Source organism: Mesorhizobium sp. RCAM 05099 (genome assembly GCF_059683685.1).
Genome location: NZ_CM185035.1, coordinates 3,832,388 through 3,848,883 on the forward strand (window position 1 = coordinate 3,832,388; position 16,496 = coordinate 3,848,883).

Annotated in this window: 15 protein-coding genes and 1 pseudogene; 7 read left to right on the forward strand and 9 right to left on the reverse strand. The window is 62.3% G+C overall.

Annotated elements, in window-relative coordinates; translation table 11 throughout:
* Nucleotides 1-79 precede the first annotated feature (79 nt).
* From metG to AC56QQ_RS18795, 4 genes and pseudogenes are all read left to right on the forward strand, one after another.
* Nucleotides 80-1,633, forward strand: coding sequence for a methionine--tRNA ligase (metG, locus tag AC56QQ_RS18780; protein ID WP_497122976.1), 1,554 nt, complete (start codon nt 80-82; stop codon nt 1,631-1,633).
* Nucleotides 1,633-2,427: a TatD family hydrolase gene (locus tag AC56QQ_RS18785; RefSeq protein WP_497122977.1), complete on the forward strand. Its 795-nt coding sequence runs from the start codon at nt 1,633-1,635 to the stop codon at nt 2,425-2,427. Before metG ends, AC56QQ_RS18785 begins: the two co-directional genes overlap by 1 nt.
* Nucleotides 2,428-2,430: 3 nt before the next feature.
* On the forward strand, nt 2,431-3,249 hold the full coding sequence (locus tag AC56QQ_RS18790) for an MBL fold metallo-hydrolase (protein ID WP_497122978.1): 819 nt from the start codon (nt 2,431-2,433) through the stop codon (nt 3,247-3,249).
* 515 nt (nt 3,250-3,764) lie between these two features.
* A pseudogene (locus AC56QQ_RS18795) lies at nt 3,765-5,171 on the forward strand (ISNCY family transposase); the annotation flags it as partial.
* A 700-nt stretch (nt 5,172-5,871) separates the two neighbouring features.
* Here AC56QQ_RS18795 and AC56QQ_RS18800 read toward each other — a convergent pair.
* Nucleotides 5,872-6,132 (reverse strand): DUF1127 domain-containing protein, encoded by a 261-nt coding sequence (locus AC56QQ_RS18800; RefSeq protein ID WP_497122979.1) that lies wholly within the window; start codon nt 6,130-6,132, stop codon nt 5,872-5,874.
* A 127-nt stretch (nt 6,133-6,259) separates the two neighbouring features.
* Here AC56QQ_RS18800 and AC56QQ_RS18805 point away from each other — a divergent pair, with 127 nt between their 5' ends.
* On the forward strand, nt 6,260-7,777 hold the full coding sequence (locus tag AC56QQ_RS18805) for a winged helix-turn-helix domain-containing tetratricopeptide repeat protein (RefSeq protein WP_497122980.1): 1,518 nt from the start codon (nt 6,260-6,262) through the stop codon (nt 7,775-7,777).
* A 66-nt stretch (nt 7,778-7,843) separates the two neighbouring features.
* On the opposite strand, the gene AC56QQ_RS18810 is transcribed toward AC56QQ_RS18805, so the two are convergent.
* The 5 genes from AC56QQ_RS18810 to AC56QQ_RS18830 form a co-directional block, all read right to left on the reverse strand.
* Complete coding sequence (locus AC56QQ_RS18810; RefSeq protein ID WP_497122981.1) at nt 7,844-8,236, reverse strand: GFA family protein; 393 nt, start codon at nt 8,234-8,236, stop codon at nt 7,844-7,846.
* Between the two features lie 98 nt (nt 8,237-8,334).
* Nucleotides 8,335-9,216, reverse strand: coding sequence for an aldose 1-epimerase family protein (locus tag AC56QQ_RS18815; RefSeq protein WP_497122982.1), 882 nt, complete (start codon nt 9,214-9,216; stop codon nt 8,335-8,337).
* Nucleotides 9,217-9,389: 173 nt separating this feature from the next.
* Nucleotides 9,390-10,100, reverse strand: a complete 711-nt coding sequence (locus AC56QQ_RS18820; protein ID WP_489861282.1) for a Bax inhibitor-1/YccA family protein — start codon at nt 10,098-10,100, stop codon at nt 9,390-9,392.
* 23 nt (nt 10,101-10,123) lie between these two features.
* Complete coding sequence (locus AC56QQ_RS18825; protein ID WP_497122983.1) at nt 10,124-10,897, reverse strand: anti-sigma factor family protein; 774 nt, start codon at nt 10,895-10,897, stop codon at nt 10,124-10,126.
* Entirely contained in the window at nt 10,894-11,427 is a 534-nt protein-coding gene (locus AC56QQ_RS18830; RefSeq protein ID WP_497129052.1) for a sigma-70 family RNA polymerase sigma factor, read from the reverse strand. Before AC56QQ_RS18830 ends, AC56QQ_RS18825 begins: the two co-directional genes overlap by 4 nt.
* Before the next feature lie 223 nt (nt 11,428-11,650).
* Here AC56QQ_RS18830 and AC56QQ_RS18835 point away from each other — a divergent pair, with 223 nt between their 5' ends.
* Together AC56QQ_RS18835 and mazG are read left to right on the forward strand one after the other, a co-directional pair.
* A complete protein-coding gene (locus AC56QQ_RS18835) occupies nt 11,651-12,835 on the forward strand; it encodes an amino acid aminotransferase (RefSeq protein ID WP_497122984.1) in 1,185 nt (394 codons plus the stop codon).
* Nucleotides 12,836-12,923: 88 nt separating this feature from the next.
* A complete protein-coding gene (mazG, locus tag AC56QQ_RS18840) occupies nt 12,924-13,748 on the forward strand; it encodes a nucleoside triphosphate pyrophosphohydrolase (RefSeq protein WP_497122985.1) in 825 nt (274 codons plus the stop codon).
* Between the two features lie 20 nt (nt 13,749-13,768).
* Here the strand turns inward: mazG and hflX are convergent, their stop codons facing one another.
* From hflX to AC56QQ_RS18855, 3 genes are all read right to left on the reverse strand, one after another.
* Nucleotides 13,769-15,160, reverse strand: coding sequence for a GTPase HflX (gene hflX / locus AC56QQ_RS18845; RefSeq protein WP_497122986.1), 1,392 nt, complete (start codon nt 15,158-15,160; stop codon nt 13,769-13,771).
* A complete protein-coding gene (gene hfq, locus AC56QQ_RS18850; RefSeq protein ID WP_006202172.1) occupies nt 15,161-15,406 on the reverse strand; it encodes an RNA chaperone Hfq in 246 nt (81 codons plus the stop codon).
* Between the two features lie 145 nt (nt 15,407-15,551).
* Entirely contained in the window at nt 15,552-16,415 is an 864-nt protein-coding gene (locus tag AC56QQ_RS18855; protein WP_091586411.1) for a D-amino-acid transaminase, read from the reverse strand.
* Nucleotides 16,416-16,496 lie beyond the last annotated feature (81 nt).

The window sequence follows — 16,496 nt, forward strand, 5'->3', positions numbered from 1 at the left end:
GGCCTCGGGATGGCAATCGCCGCCCCGATGCGATATCCACCGCCACGCCTTCCATTCAGACATTCATGACGGTTCATTCATGTCACGCGACACATTCTACATCACGACCGCGATTTCCTATCCGAACGGCAAGCCGCATATCGGCCATGCCTACGAGTTGATCGCCACCGATGCGCTCGCGCGCTTCCAGCGGCTTGACGGCAAGCAGGTTTTCTTCCTTACCGGCACCGACGAGCACGGCATCAAGATGCTGCAGACGGCGAAGCGGGAAGGCATTTCGGCGCGCGAACTGGCCGACCGCAACTCGGCCGATTTCCAGCGCATGGCGATTGCGCTCAACGCCTCAAACAACGATTTCATCCGCACCACCGAAGAACGTCATTATGCGGCCTCGCAGGCGATCTGGAAGGCGATGGCCGCCAATGGCGACATCTACAAGGGCGGCTATGCCGGCTGGTACTCGGTGCGCGACGAAGCCTATTACGGCGAGGAAGAGACAGAGGTCCGCCCCGACAATATCCGCTACGGGCCGCAGGGAACGCCGGTCGAATGGGTCGAGGAAGAGAGCTATTTCTTCCGCCTCTCGGCCTATCAGGACAAGCTCATCTCGCTTTATGAAAGCCAGCCCGATTTCATCGGCCCGGCCGAGCGGCGCAACGAGGTGATGAGTTTCGTCAAGTCAGGCCTCAAGGACCTGTCGATATCGCGCACCACCTTCGACTGGGGCGTGCCAGTACCGGGCGACGACAAGCATGTGATGTATGTCTGGGTCGACGCCCTGACAAATTACATCACCGGTGTAGGCTATCCCAACGAAAATGCTGGCAATTGGCGTTTCTGGCCCGCTGATGCGCATATCATCGGCAAGGACATCGTCCGCTTTCATGCCGTCTACTGGCCAGCCTTCCTGATTTCGGCCGGTATCCCGCTGCCGAAGCGCGTCTTCGGCCACGGATTCCTGTTCAACCGCGGCGAGAAGATGTCGAAGTCGGTCGGCAACGTCATCGACCCGTTCACCATGATCGAGCACTACGGTCTCGACCAGGTGCGCTATTTCTTCCTGCGCGAGGTGCCGTTTGGCCAGGACGGCAGCTATAGCCATGAAGCGATCGTCAACCGCACCAATGCCGACCTCGCCAACGGCCTCGGCAATCTGGCGCAGCGCTCGCTATCGATGATCGCCAAGAACTGCGGTGGCGTGGTTCCCAAGCGCGGCGACCTGACGGACGCCGACAAGGCGATCCTCGATCAGGCAGTCAGCGCTCTTGCCATCGCGCGCAAGGCGATGGTCGAGCAGGGCATCCATCTGGCGCTGGCAGCGATCTTCGGCGTGGTGGCCGAAGCCGACCGCTATTTCGCCGGACAGGAACCGTGGGCGCTGAAGAAGACCAACCCGGCGCGCATGGAAACGGTGCTGTGGACGACCGCCGAAGTCGTGCGGCGCGTGGCGGTGCTGTGCCAGCCCTTCATTCCAGGGTCGGCCACGAAGCTGCTTGATCTGCTGGCGGTGCCGGCGGACAGGCGCGACTTCGTGCATGTCCACGCGGACCACGCGCTGGTGCCTGGCACGGCGTTGCCGGTGCCGGAAGGCGTGTTTCCGCGTTACGTCGAACAGCCGGACGCGAACAGCTGATGCTCGTCGACAGCCATTGCCATCTGGATTTTCCAGATTTCGCCGAGGAGCGGGCGGCCATTGTCGCCCGCGCCAAAGCCGCCGGAATTGGCCGCATGGTGACGATCTCGACCCGCGTGAAGCGGTTTCAGCAAATCCTTGAAATCGCGGAAACTTTCGACGAAGTCTATTGCTCGGTGGGCACCCATCCGCACAATGCGGCAGAAGAGCTGGACGTGACGTCGGCCGAGCTGATCCGCCTTTCTGCCCACCCGAAAGTGGTGGCGATCGGCGAGGCCGGGCTGGATTACTTCTACGACAAGGCGCCGCGCGATGCGCAAGCGCGGGTGTTTCGCAATCACATCGCCGCGGCTCGTGAAACAGCGCTGCCATTGGTCATTCATTCGCGCGATGCCGATGACGATATGGCTGCCATTCTCGAGGACGAAACAGGGAAGGGCGCCTTCCCCTTCATCCTGCACTGTTTTTCCTCCGGACGGCGGCTGGCCGAAATTGGCGTCGCGCTCGGCGGCTACGTGTCATTCTCGGGCATCCTGACCTTCAAGAACTCGGCCGAATTGCGCGCCATTGCCGACGATGTGCCGCATGACCGCCTGCTGGTCGAAACCGACGCGCCTTACCTGGCGCCCATACCGTTTCGCGGCAAGCGCAACGAGCCGGCCTATGTCGCGCACACGGCCAAGGTGCTGGCGGAAACAATCGGCGTTGGCGAGGCCGAAATCGCTGATCTGACGACGAACAATTTTTTCCGCCTGTTCGGCAAGATGCCGCGACCTGCCGAGCAAAGCGCCTGAACGATGACCGACCGGCTGCGCGTTACCATTCTCGGCTGCGGCTCGTCGCCAGGTGCGCCGCGCATCACTGGCGACTGGGGCAATTGCGACCCGAACAACCCGAGGAACCGGCGCATGCGCACCGCTGTTCTGGTCGAACGGATCGCGGCGAACGGCGCTCGCACCACCGTTGTCATCGACACCGGCCCTGATTTCCGCCAGCAGATGCTGCTAGCATCGGTCAAGCGTCTCGATGCGGTCGTCTATACACATCCGCATGCCGATCATATCCACGGCATCGACGATCTGCGCGGTTTCGTCCTCGAGCAGCGCCAGCTGATCGACATCCATGCCGACAGGGTAACAATGCTACGGCTGCGGCAAGCGTTCGGATACTGCTTCGAGACGCCGCAAGGCAGTTCCTATCCGCCCATCGTCAGGGCACATATCATCGACCATGACAGACCGGTGGTCATCGAAGGAGAGGGGGGTGCCCTCACCCTTGAGCCATTGCCGCAGGTCCATGGCGACATCATCTCGCTCGGTTTTCGCATCGGCGGCATCGCCTATTGCCCTGATATCAGCGACTTTCCGGACGCCACCGCCGAGCGGCTGCGCGACCTCGACGCGCTGATCATCGACGCGTTGCAATACCGGACGCACCCGAGTCACCTGTCGCTTGGCCAGGCACTTGGCTGGATCGAGCGGCTGGCACCAAAACACGCCGTGCTGACGCATATGCATGTGCCGCTCGACTACGCCACGGTGATGGCCGAGACACCCGCGAACGTCGAGCCGGCCTATGACGGAATGGTGATTGAAACTCATTTTAAATCAGCGTGATAGGAACGGCTCTTCATTACGTCTGGCATTGATCGCGTTACGCGGATTGTATGGTTGCGCAGTTCGTCAAGTCGCTGATTTTCCAGAGAGAAACCAGCAACTTTTCCTGTTCCTGGTCTCCGGCGCAAATTCAGTCGATCTGGTCAAGGCTGTTGCTTTCGACCGGAGACCGCTGAAGCGAGCCGAGCCACGTCACCGGCATTCGCTGACGAAGTCCTCCCAGGCCTTGAGCGTGTCCGGACCACTGCCGTTGCACATTACGCGGTGCTTACAGCCGAACCACGTGCAATGATCGATGATCAATGCGGCGCACGACGTGACGGCGGCCGATGAAAAACATCAGCATTTTCCAGTCTCGGCCTAATACGATAGTTCCATAATCTATCTTATGCGACTTTTGGATTGTAGCAGCTAAGTTAAAATGTCCGGATCTGGCAAAGTAGGAATGTCGCTTCTGCCTTGCCAATCTCCCCGCGTTCGAGAGCGCGGGAGATTGAAGATTGGGACTGGTTCTGATGAGCGAACGCGAGCTGCGGCGTATCGAGGTTCTGTCGAAGATCGTTGAGCGGCGAATGACAAGCATTGCAGCGGCAAGCCTGCTCGACGTTTCAGTTCGTCAGGTCCAGCGTCTGTTGAAGACGTTCGAGGCGGATGGCGCTGCGGCTCTCCGGCACAAGGCGCGTGGCCGACGTTCCAACAATCGCATTGTCGATGGTGTTCGCGACTTCGTGCTGGAGCTGATCCGCGAACACTACATCGACTTCGGTCCAACGCTTGCCCACGAGAAGCTGATCGAACGACATCAGCTCGCGGTCAGCAAGGAGACGCTCCGCAAGTGGATGACGGAGGCTGGAATCTGGACGTCGCGCCGTGAACGCAAGCAGCGGCTACATCAGCCGCGCGGGCGACGAGACTGCTTGGGCGAGATGGTGCAGATCGACGGCTCGCATCACTGGTGGTTCGAGACCCGTGGGCCCAAATGCGCCCTGCTCGTCTTCATCGACGATGCGACCGGCAAGCTGCTGCATCTGCGCTTTGCCGGCTCCGAGAACACGTTCGACTACTTTCACGCGGCAAAGGCGTATCTGCGGGAATGGGGCAAGCCGCTTGCGTTTTACAGCGACAAGCATGGCATTTTCCGAGCGACCCATGGTTCCGAGAAGGATAGAAGCAGCGGCCTGACACAGTTCGGCCGGGCTCTTTATGAACTCAACATCGATATCATCTGTGCCAACACCCCACAGGCCAAGGGTCGCGTCGAGCGCGCCAACCAAACGCTCCAGGACCGGCTTGTGAAGGAACTGCGCCTGCGCGACATCAGCACGATCGAAGCGGCCAATGCCTATGCGCCCGAGTTCATGGCGGACTTCAACGCACGCTTCGGCAAGGAACCGCGCAATCCGAAGGATATGCACCGCCCCCTCGCCGATCATGAGAATCTGGACGGCGCCATGTGCCGCAAGGAGGTTCGCACGCTGTCTCAGGCTTTGACGCTGCGCTACGACAAGGTGCTGTTCATTCTCGATCCGACCGATACCGCGAAGCGGCTTGCCCGCAAAAAGGTCGTCGTCTGCGACTATCCCGACGGTCGCCTCGAGGTCATGCACGACGGCATCGCCCTACCCTACAGAACCTTCGACAAGCTGCGTTCGGTTCATAGATCAGAGATTGTCGAGAACAAGCGACTTGATGCTGCCCTGGACCTGGTCGCCCAGATGCAGGCTGGGCGGGAGCTTCATCGCAGCCAGCGCGGGCCGCGGCGCACCGGACAGACGAACCACATGTTCGGCATCCCCGACGGCAGCCAGAGCAATGGCTATGTGAAGCGTGGCCGCAAGCCCGGACGGAAGGCGGACTTCACAAAGGACCCCGCGATCATCGCGCGGCGTGAACAGGCGCTCGCTAGAGGTCTCGCGGCCAAGGTCGAGAGCCAGGCCGTCAAAATCGATCTGACACTCACAGAGAGCGATAGGAATCGTATTGCGGATGTCCTCGCAGTGCTGGACGAGTTTCCAACCAACCGGAAGACTCAACCGACAACGGAAGCCGGCCTTTAGCTCGAAGAGGGCCACGCTGGTCTCAAAGGGCCGACGGAGATCTACTGGATCGCCCCCGATCGGGCAGCGCAACCCCGACCAGCTGTCGCCCGATCGGGCGCTGGCGTCGCAGCCGGCAGCCCCGTCTTGCGACATTTCTACTTTGCTAGCCAAGCGACATTCGAACTTGGTTGCAACATTGGATGGCAGCTGAAGGAGCCGGCCGGCTCGCGTCATTCAAATGCGCGGCGGCAGATCGAGTAACAGTCGTGACAGCGCGGCACGCCGTGCTGGACCTGGGGCGCGACAATTGCGCCGACTTAGATCCGACGCTCGCGTGCGAGACGCTGACGAGCACCGCCAACCAGCCGTTGGCAAGGAGATGCTGAGGAGATGCATGACAGCCGGTGTGACGAAAGCCGGCATTTGGACATCTCGGCGAGAGCAGGAAGCCACGACTGAAATATCAAGCCGCGCGGGTTGTCCCGAGATCATGCGCGAGGCAACCTCCCTACCCTATATGGACTTTCGACAAGCTCCGCTCGGTCCGCCGGTCGCCCTTGGGGGGCAAGCGGGCGTTCAAGGTTTATCGTTCCCAGAAGGGCTTGGCGATCTCTGCCTCGACCTGCCGTCTCGTCAGACCGATATCGTCGATCAAATGGGGATTGTGCTTCGACATTTGCTCGAGTTCCCAGCGAAAGCGTATCCGCTCGCGCCAGGTTCGCTCGCGCCAGGTCGCGATAATGCTACGCAGGATCGCCAAGTGCCGGATCGGCACCTCCGCCGGCCTCACTGGCATTCCCGGCCGCGCTGCCTGATGTGGGGCCGACGCAAGGGTATCGTTCATGGCAACCTCCGTATGGTTTGAGGGCCTGGACGCCCTCGACCTGAAAGAGGTTGAATTCTGCAGGATGCGAACAGCGCCGTAATTAAGCCTTCCCAAATAGTTCTCAAAACTTCCAAACGGGCTATAGATGCGCCCTATGCAGGGAGAGCGCTTTGCCTTTGGTCCGTTCGTGCTTGATTCCGGTGCGGGAACGCTGCTTCGGAACGACGTCCCCGTTGCCGTTGGCTATCGTGGGCTAAAGCTGCTTGCGGCGCTCGTCGGACGACCCGGTGAAATCGTGGCCAAGGCCGACTTGATGGACGCGGCGTGGCCGGGCACGGCCGTGGAGGAAGGCAACCTCACCGTCCAGATCGCGCAGCTGCGCAAGCTGCTTGGCCCGGCCGCCGACGGCGGTGAATGGATCGCCACGGTTCCGCGCGTCGGCTACCGCTTCACGGGGGTCATCGAACAACTCGGTGGCGCGAAGCGAAAGCCCTTGCCGCTGCCTGGTAAACCATCGATAGCCGTGCTGCCCTTCGTCAATTTCAGCAACGATCCCGAGCAGGACTCCTTCGCCGATGGATTGACCGAAGACCTGATCACCGACCTGTCGAGGATCTCCGGTCTGTTCGTCATCGCGCGCAACTCGACGTTTGCCTACAAAGGCAAGGCGATGGACGTGCGTGCGATCGCTGAGGAGCTTGGCGTGCGCTATCTGCTGGAGGGTAGCGCAAGACGCGCCGCGGAGCGCGTGCGCATCAACGCCCAGCTGGTCGATGCGGTGAGCGGCGAACATCTATGGGCGGAACGCTTTGATCGCAGCCTGGAAGATATCTTTGCCGTTCAGGACGAGGTGACGGCCAAGATCGTGGAGGCGTTGCTCGGCCGGCTGCGCGCACCGCCGCCACGCAACCGGCCCAAGAATCTCGAGGCCTACGATCTCTGCGTGCGGGCGCGCAAGCTGATCGACGATTCGCCGCAGACGGCGCGGGAAGCGCATCTGATGCTGACGCGCGCGGTTTCGCTCGATCCGGAATACGCCGAGGCCTATCGCTGGCTTGCCATGAACCACTGGATGGGATGGGTACATTGGGGCGAACCCATTGAGCCAAACCGTCGCCTTGCCCTGGAGCTGGCGCGCAAAGCCGTGGCGATCGACCCCAACGACGCCGGCTGCCACTGGGTCCTGGCCAACCTGCTTGCCTATGAACGCAGCTTCGCAGAGGCGGATGTGGAATTCGCCAAGGCGTTCGAGCTCGACCCGAACGAGGCCGACGCCTGGGCGACATTGTCCGACATTGCGGTCCTGGCCGGGCGGGTCGAAGAAGGCCTCGAGCATATTCGCAAGGCGTTCCGGCTGAACCCGTTTCCGGCAAGCTGGTACTATCTGACGCTCGGCGCGGCGCAATATGCGGCGCGCGAATACGATGCCGCCGTCGAGACACTGCGCAGGGACGAGACTTATCGCACAAGCTCACGCCGTTTCCTGGCGGCAAGCCTTGCGCAGCTCGGCCGGCTCGAAGAAGCGCGCGTGGAGGTCGAAATGTTCCTCGTCAGCAACTCGCATTTCACGACCCGCCACTGGGTCGCGACGGAGCCGTTCCGCGACGCAGCGACGCTCGAGCATTTCGTTGATGGCTTCCGCAAGGCCGGTCTTCCGGAGTGACGCGCCGGCGTGATCGAAGGTTCGAGATTTCGATCGAGGCACAAATCTGACCTTCGTACCGCTCGCCTACTCCTCAAAGCGACCCGTGGCGTCACGGTCGCGCTCGTATCGCCTCGTGAGCGGAAACGGCGGCAGCCAGGACTCGCGACGGACGATCCAGCTTTCGTAGGTTGGCATCAGTTGGTCAGGGGTATCCAGGGCTCCCAGGTGCACTTCGATTTCGTCCGCGCTACGTGCGAAAACGGATGAGCCGCAGCGGGGGCAGAAAAACCGCCCGGCGTAGTCGCGTGTTTCGCCCTCGATCGTCACCGCGTCCTGAGGAAACACCGCGGCGGCATAGAAAAGCGCTCCATGATGCTTGCGGCAGTCGAGACAGTGACAAATACCGACCCGGTATGGGAGTCCCGACGCGACAATCCGGACGTCGCCGCAAAGGCAACCGCCCGTGAATCGGTTCATGTTGCGTCTCCTCTAAAATCAAGCGGTCGGAATGGTTGCAAGGCCGGCGTACACGATGCTCTGCTCACTGGGTCACGGACCCCTCTCCGCCCCGATTTTCAAACCGATCCAATCAGCCGGATCTGATAGTTCAGCACGCGCTTCGTTCCTGGCGCGATCATCATCAGGCCAGGTTTGTCGATGAAATCGCCATCGAAGTCCACCGGGCTTGCAATGCCATGCCAGGGTTCGATGCACAGAAACGGCGCGCCGCCGGGCTTTGACCAGATGCCCAGTACAGGAAATCCCTGCCACGACATCTCGATCGCCGGACCACGCTTGGCGGCGTAACGTACTCGGGTGCTGGCGGGTTGATCGAGAATGACGGCGTCATCGTCGAACAGGCGTTCGGAGAGATCAAGGGTCATGCCTTTGACAGGTGTTGGCTGCGGCGTTGCCATGAGCAGACCGTACTTCAGCCGGCGAATCGGCGCCCGCTCATCGTCGGCAAAAGTCAGCCGGTAGTCGGTCTTGGCCAGATCCGGCAGCAACGGCCAATTGAACGCCGGATGCGCTCCGATTGACGCCGGCAGCGGCTCGTCGCCGGCGTTGATGATGTCAAAGGTTACGCCAAGCTGCTGACGATCCAGCGTGTAGGTCACCTCCAGGCGAAAGGCGAAGGGGTAGTGCGCGCGGGTATCGACGTCATCGGTGAGAACCAGCGTGCAAGATCGCGGCCCCCTCTCCGCCCAGCTAAACGGCTTGTCGCGGGCGAAACCGTGCTGCGTCATCGGGTAGGTCCGGCCTCGATGGCGCAGTTGATCTGCCTTCAACCGGCCGACGATCGGAAACAGCACCGGCGAATGGCGTCGCCAGGCCGGGCCGGCCTGCCAGAGGAACTCAAATCCTTGCTCGTCTTGCAGCGAAACCAGTTCGGCGCCCTGCGCGGCTACGGTCGCCGAGATGCCGTCGCCATGAAGCGTTTGGCTGTCCTGTGCCACATGTCCTCGCGGGCCGGTGTTGAAGGCTGGTGCGTTGGGCAGACTAGCAAAAGCTCTTGGGGACTCAAGGTGTGGCCGGGTCTCGCCAGAACGAATTGTGGCCGGAGGATCTCCCCGGCCACCTCTCTACGTCTCGGGCGATATTCCTCGCCCTCACCCGCAACGGACAGTCGTTACTCGCGTTCGCCGGTGAAATTCAGCAGCAGCTGGAAGATGTTGATGAAGTTCAGATAGAGCGAAAAGGCGCCGAAGACAGCGAGCTTCTGGCGCGATTCCGCGTCGAAATTCTCGGCATACTGCTCCTTGATCGTCTGCGTATCCCACGCGGTCAGGCCGACGAACACGGCGATGCCGATCACCGAGATGGCGAACTGCAGCGCGGTCGAGCCAAGGAAGATGTTGACGATGCTGGCGATCACCACGCCGATCAGACCCATGATCAGGAACGACGAGAACTGGGTCAGGTCACGCCTGGTGGTGTAGCCGTAGAGGCTGGTGGCGCCGAACATGGTGGCGGCGATGAAGAAGGTGCGCGCGATGCTGGTTCCGGTGAAGACCAGGAACACGGAGGCCAGCGACAGGCCCATGACCGCGCAGAAAGCCCAGAACATCGCCTGGGCGCTGGCCGCCGACATGGTCTGCATCTTGAACGAGAACAGCATGACGAAAGCGAGCGGCGCCAGCATCACCACCCACTTCAGCGGGCTGGAGAAGATCGGCACGTAAAGCGCGGGCGTCGACGACACCATGAAGGCGACCAGGCCGGTGACCACCAGGCCAAGGCCCATGTAGTTGTAAACGCGCAGCATGTGCTGGCGCAGGCCCTCGTCATAAATGGCTCCGGTTTGGGCGCCGGCGCGGTATCCCAGATTGGGGGTGTTCATTTGAATTCTCCTTTGTGGATCGGTCAGTAAAGCGTTCTGGCGAGCGTCTCTGCGGCGCGGTCGAGATCGTGGACCTCGCTTCGCGCGACCACCGCGTAGGCGACCTCGCCGATTTGGAAATAGGCCGAGGAAATGTCGCCAGAGGGCGCGACCGTCGGCTTGACGACATCGAAGTTTCCCGGCCGGATGGCGAACAGCGAGACCAGCCCCATCTCCTTCGTCTCGACCGCCATCTCGACGCTCGGGCCGAAACGCGACGGATAGATCTGCACGTCGCGCACCTTCCAGTCCTTGGGCAGCGACGGCATGACGATGGCGGTCGCGGCACGGATTTCGCCGGCGTTGTAGTTGGGCGCTTCCGGCTGCGACGGCATGCTCTCGCGTACCAGCGTCGTTCTGTGCGCGCGAACAGCTTCTTCCAAATAGGTGGGCGGCTGCGGCGAGGCGACGACCTTCGTCACCGACATTGGCCCGATGATCCCGTTCGCCAGCCAGCCCGCGGCAATGAAGGCGGCAACGGCAGCGGCGCGCTGCAACACGGCGAAGATGCGGCCCCGGGCGAGCCCCCTCTCCAGCCGCCGCGCGGCATCCGCGGTCGCCGGCCTCGCCATGCCCCTGGAGCCGGCAAGCGCCACGCGCAGCTCGTCGCGGGTCCTCAGATCCGACATCACGCGCGCCGCAGCCTCCGGACGGGCGGACAGAAACGCCTCGACTTCGATGCGGCGGCTGACGTCGAGCTGGTCGTCGACATAGGCATCAAGGTCGGCATCGGTCACGGGATCGACAGTTGCGATCATGACGGGTCTCCAACGATCCTGAGGTGGTTTTTGGCCTTTGAGGGCGCCGCGTCCTCCATCGCGCGCAGGGCGGCGCGCGCCCTGCCGATGCGTGACATCAGCGTGCCCAACGGCACGCCGCTGGCATCGGCGACCTGGCTGTAGGAAAGGCCTTCGATGGCGACGAGGTGCAGTGCCGAACGCTGCTCTTCCGGCAGGCTGAAAAAGGCCTCGCGCACCTGCGCCAGGCGCACCGAATGTTCCTGTGGCGCCGGCGTGCTGCCATCGGCAAGGTATCCGGCCTGATCGAGGCGCGCTGCTTCCGAGCGACGCGAGCGCATGCGGTCGATGAAGGCGTTGTGGACGATCGACAGCAGCCACGCGCGCAAGTTTCCGCCGGACCGGAAAGTGCCGCGCCGCTCATAGGCGCGCACCAGCGCGTCATGCACGAGATCCTCGGCGTCCGTGCTGTCGCGCGTCAAGGAGCGTGCGTAACGGCGCAGCGACCCAAGTTGTCCAACAATATCGAAGCGTGGCATCGACCGTTTCATGCCCTGTTTACGGAGCATGTGGGGGTTTTAATCCCTTCCCGTGCGATTTTTTTCGCGCTGGATGACATCGTTCGCAACTGCCCTCGCCTCGACGGCGAAACTGGACGATCCTGCGATGCCGCCAGTCAGCCGGAGTGCCGCTTTTTGGCTTGGTGTGACCGAAACCGCTGGTGAAGCGCGTTCGATTTGCGTATCACTCCGCCGCGCCAACGGAACCGTCCCCATGTTCGAAGACCTCCAGCCAGCTCCCGCCGACAAGATTCTTGCCTTGATCGGCCTCTATCGCGCCGACCCGCGCCCCGACAAGGTCGACCTTGGCGTCGGCGTCTACAAGGATCGCGACGGCAAAACGCCTGTCATGCGCGCCGTGCGCGAGGCCGAAAAGCGACTCCTGCAGAGCCAGGACACCAAAACCTATCTCGGCCTTGCCGGCGATACGGTCTTCAACACGGCCATGGCCAAGCTTGCCTTCGGTCCGGGCGCCGACATGACGCGCATCCGTGCGGCACAGGCGCCGGGTGGCTCCGGCGCGCTGCGGCTGGTGGCGGAGTTGCTGAAGCGGACACGATCCGATGCGACAATCTGGCTGTCCGACCCGACCTGGCCGAACCACATGCCGGTGATGCGCGCCGCCGGTCTGCAGATCCGCGACTATCCCTATTTCGATGCCGTCTCGGGCGCCGTCCGGTTCGAGGATATGCTGGCAGCGCTGCGGACGGCAAAGAGCGGCGACGTGGTGTTGCTGCATGGCTGCTGCCACAACCCGACCGGCGCCAATCTGGACGCGGTTCAGTGGAAGGCCGTTGCCGACCTGGTCGTCGAGCGCGGCCTGCTGCCGTTTGTCGACATCGCCTATCAGGGCTTTGGCGATGGCCTGGAGGCCGATGCCGTCGGCTTGCGCCTGCTGGCGGCGAAAGTTCCGGAAATGGTTGTCGCCTCCAGCTGCTCGAAGAACTTCGCCGTCTACCGAGACCGCGTCGGCGCCGCGATGATCCTGGCCGGGGACGGCGCACAGGCCGACGTGGCGATGAGCCAGATGCTGTCGGCGGCGCGCGCCATGTATTCGATGCCGCCGGACCATGGTGCAGCCGCCGTGCGCATCGTGCTCGAGGACGCCGCGTTGCGCGCGGACTGGGAAGCCGAGCTGGAGGAGATGCGCCTGCGCATGCTCAGGCTGCGTGTCCAGTTCGCCGAGGCGCTGCGCCGGCAGTCCAACTCCGACCGCTTCGATTTCGTCGCCAGCCATCGCGGCATGTTCTCCCGCCTTGGCCTCACGGAAGCGCAGGTCGAGCGGCTGCGTGCCGAACACGGCGTCTACATGGTCGGCGACAGCCGCATCAACGTGGCCGGCCTGCCCGAGGATGGAATGGACAAGCTCGCCAAGGCAATCGTTTCGGTGCTCGACTGACGAGACCGGCACCGCGCAACTGTGGACAAGCCCCCTTCCCGGCTGACAGTGTTGGCCGCGAGATCGGCCGCGCTATAGCATCCGCCACATGACGCCATCGAAAGACATTTCGCGCCTGATCGAGATCATGGCTGCGCTGCGGGCACCGAAGACCGGCTGTCCGTGGGACATCGAACAGGATTTCTCGACCATCGCGCCCTATACGATCGAGGAAGCCTACGAGGTGGCGGACGCCATCGCGCGCGGCGACCTCGACGATCTGCGCGACGAACTCGGCGATCTCCTGCTGCAGGTCGTCTACCACGCGCAAATGGCCGAGGAGGCCGACGAGTTTGCCTTCGGCGACGTGGTTCAGGCCATCACCACCAAGATGATCCGCCGCCATCCGCATGTGTTCGGCGACGAGAAAGCCCGCAGCGCCGGCATGGCCAAGGGCATGTGGGAAAAGATCAAGGCCGAGGAGAAGGCGCAGAAGCGCAGCGCCCGCCTCGCTCGCGGCCTCGACCCGGAAGACAATGGCAAGGGGTTTCTGGACAGTGTGCCGGTCGCCCTGCCCGCCTTAACGCGCGCCTTGAAGCTTCAGGAGAAGGCGGCCCGTGTCGGTTTCGACTGGAGCGAGGCAACCCCCATCCTCGACAAGATCGAGGAAGAGATCGGCGAGTTGCGCGAGGCGCTGGCCAAAGGCGACACCGCCTCGATCAAGGATGAATTCGGCGACATGCTGTTTGCCGTCGTCAATCTCGGCCGGCACCTCAAGCTGGATTCGGAAGCGGCGCTAAGCGGCACCAACGAGAAGTTCCGCACACGCTTCCACTATGTCGAGCAGGCCCTGGAAAACTCCGGCAACACGCTGGAAAAGGCTGATCTGGCCGAGATGGAAGCGCTCTGGCAGGAAGCAAAAAACGCGAAGTAGCTTGCGCTAACCTGCCTGCATTAACTGTTGTTTTTGCGACGCAATCTGCTTTCGATCTCTTCGCGAGCGCTGGCTGTGGCCTTGAGCGAGATGGTCGTACCGCCGTCGTCATTGTCGGTGCGCGAAACGATATCGCCATTGCGGTAAAGCCAGTCGACAAGACCAAATTGGGACGGCTCGATCGTCACCGTCAGGTCTTCGAGCTCGCCCGCCATGCGCGTTTCGATGATCGCCTTCAGCGCATCGATACCCTCCCCGGTCACCGCCGATACGGCAATCGGCGGCGCCTTGCTGACGTCGGCGCCATCGGCAAGCAGCCGGCTGCGGTTGCCCTCGTCCAGCCGGTCGATCTTGTTCCAGACCTCGATCACGCGCTTGGCGTCGCTGGCGTCGACACCGAGGTCAGCCAGGATTCGTTCGACATCTTCTGCTTGTGCCGCGGTGTCGGGATCGGAAATGTCGCGCAGATGAATGACGAGATCGGCCTCGACCACCTCTTCCAGGGTCGCGCGAAAGGCCGCGATCAGATGCGTCGGCAGGTCCGAGATGAAGCCGACCGTGTCCGAAAGGATGATCGGAGTGCCATGCGGCAGGCGCACGCGGCGCAGCGTCGGATCGAGCGTGGCGAACAGCATGTCCTGCGCCAGCACGTCCGCACCGGTCAGCTTGTTAAAGAGCGTCGACTTGCCGGCGTTGGTATAGCCGACGATCGCAACCACCGGAAACGGCACCTTCTTGCGCTTGGCGCGATGCAGGTCGCGCGTGCGGCGCACGGTTTCCAGCTCGTGCTTCAGCTTGATGATCTTTTCCTGCAGCTGCCGCCGGTCGGATTCGATCTGCGTTTCGCCGGGACCGCCGAGGAAGCCGGCGCCGCCGCGCTGACGCTCGAGATGGGTCCAGCTGCGCACGAGGCGACCCTTCTGGTAGTTGAGATGGGCAAGTTCGACCTGCAGCGTGCCTTCCTTGGTGCGCGCGCGCTCGCCAAAGATTTCGAGGATCAGCCCGGTGCGATCCAGCACCTTGGCGTTCAGCTCTTTCTCGAGATTGCGCTGCTGCACCGGGGTCAGCGGATGGTCGACAATAACCACTTCCGCGTGGCCCTCTTTGACGATCTCGGCGAACTCCGCGACCTTGCCGCTGCCGAGCAAGGTCGCCGGGCGCGGATCATTGACGGTCACCACCGCGGTGTGGATCAGATCGAGATTGATGGCGCGGGCAAGGCCGACCGCTTCGTCGTGACGGGCCTCGGCCGAACGCACCAGCCTTGGACGGTTCGTCTCGTCGTCGTTGCGCTGGTGGCGGGTAAGTACGGGCACGATGACGACAGCCCGGGTCGGGCCCTTGGCCTCCGTCCCGGGATGATGCGCTGGTTTTCCGCGAACCGTGGCGTCCGCGTCTTTCTCACGAGCCAATCAGGCGCCCTGGCTTTCCTCACCATCGAACATCTGAACCGGCTGGCTCGGCATGATCGTGGAAATGGCGTGCTTGTAGACGAGCTGGGAGTGACCGTCACGGCGTAGTAGGACACAGAAATTGTCGAACGAAGTGACCACGCCGGTCAGCTTCACGCCATTGATGAGAAAGATGGTGAGCGGGTTCTTGCTCTTGCGAACTGAATTCAGGAACAGGTCCTGAAGGTTTTGCGATCGTTCCGCCATTGTTCTTGTCTTTCGCCGATCCCCTTCGGTTTGCAAGCCAATGCGCCAAATTGTCAGGCACATGTCAAGCGCGCAAACACCGTCTTGTCGTCAGTAACGACAAGCAGAACGAGATATATTGATGTTCATTCCACCTGTGCGGTTATCAGGCTGGACTTTTTTCCGCAATGTCAAAAAAGGCTTGCCGCAACGAAAGTGTTATGGAGCCGGGGTGGCCATTGGCGACCGGATCGCCGTCGATGGCCACGACCGGCATGGCGATTGTCGTTGCCGAGCTGATAAACGCCTCGCGCGCCGCCTTGGCCTCGGCGACGGAAAAGCCACGTTCTTCGATCTTCAAGCCGAGCCTGGCCGCCACTTCAAACATGGTCGTGCGGGTGATGCCGCGCAGGATGCCATGTTCGGCCGGCCTGGTGACCAGGACACCATCCCGGGTGACGATCCAGGCGTTGGACGATCCACCTTCCTTGACGGTGCCGTCGACGTCGACGAACCACGCCTCCTGCGCACCGGCTTCCTTCGCCTTCTGCTTGGCCAATACATTGGGCAGCAGTCCAACGCTCTTGATATCGACCCGGTCCCAACGATTCTCCGGCACGGTAATGACCGCGATACCGGTCTCGGCCCGCTTTGCTCCGGCAGCGGGATCGGCCTTCCTGGCGGTCACCACCAGGGACGGCTTGGTATCCGCCGACGGGAAGACAAAGTCGCGGCTGGCGACGCCGCGCGTGACCTGGACATAGACCAGACCGTTGGCGACATGATTGCGGTTGACCACTTCGCGCATGATGATCGGCAACACGCCTCGCGTGACGGGCCAGGCGATCGACAATTCGGTCAAGGACCGATTGAGCCGCGCAAGGTGGCGCGGCATGTCGACGATGAAGCCGCGCGCCACTTCGCAGACCTCGTAGACACCGTCGGCGAACTGATAGCCGCGATCCTCGATATGCACGGAAGCGTCGGCGTGAGTGACGTAGCGCCCGTTGACATAGGCAATGCGCGGCATTGGCGACCCCTGGAAATCAATCGGGCCTTCTTATGCGATTCCGCCGCTTGCGTAACCGGCAAATGCTTGGCCCAGGCGCGG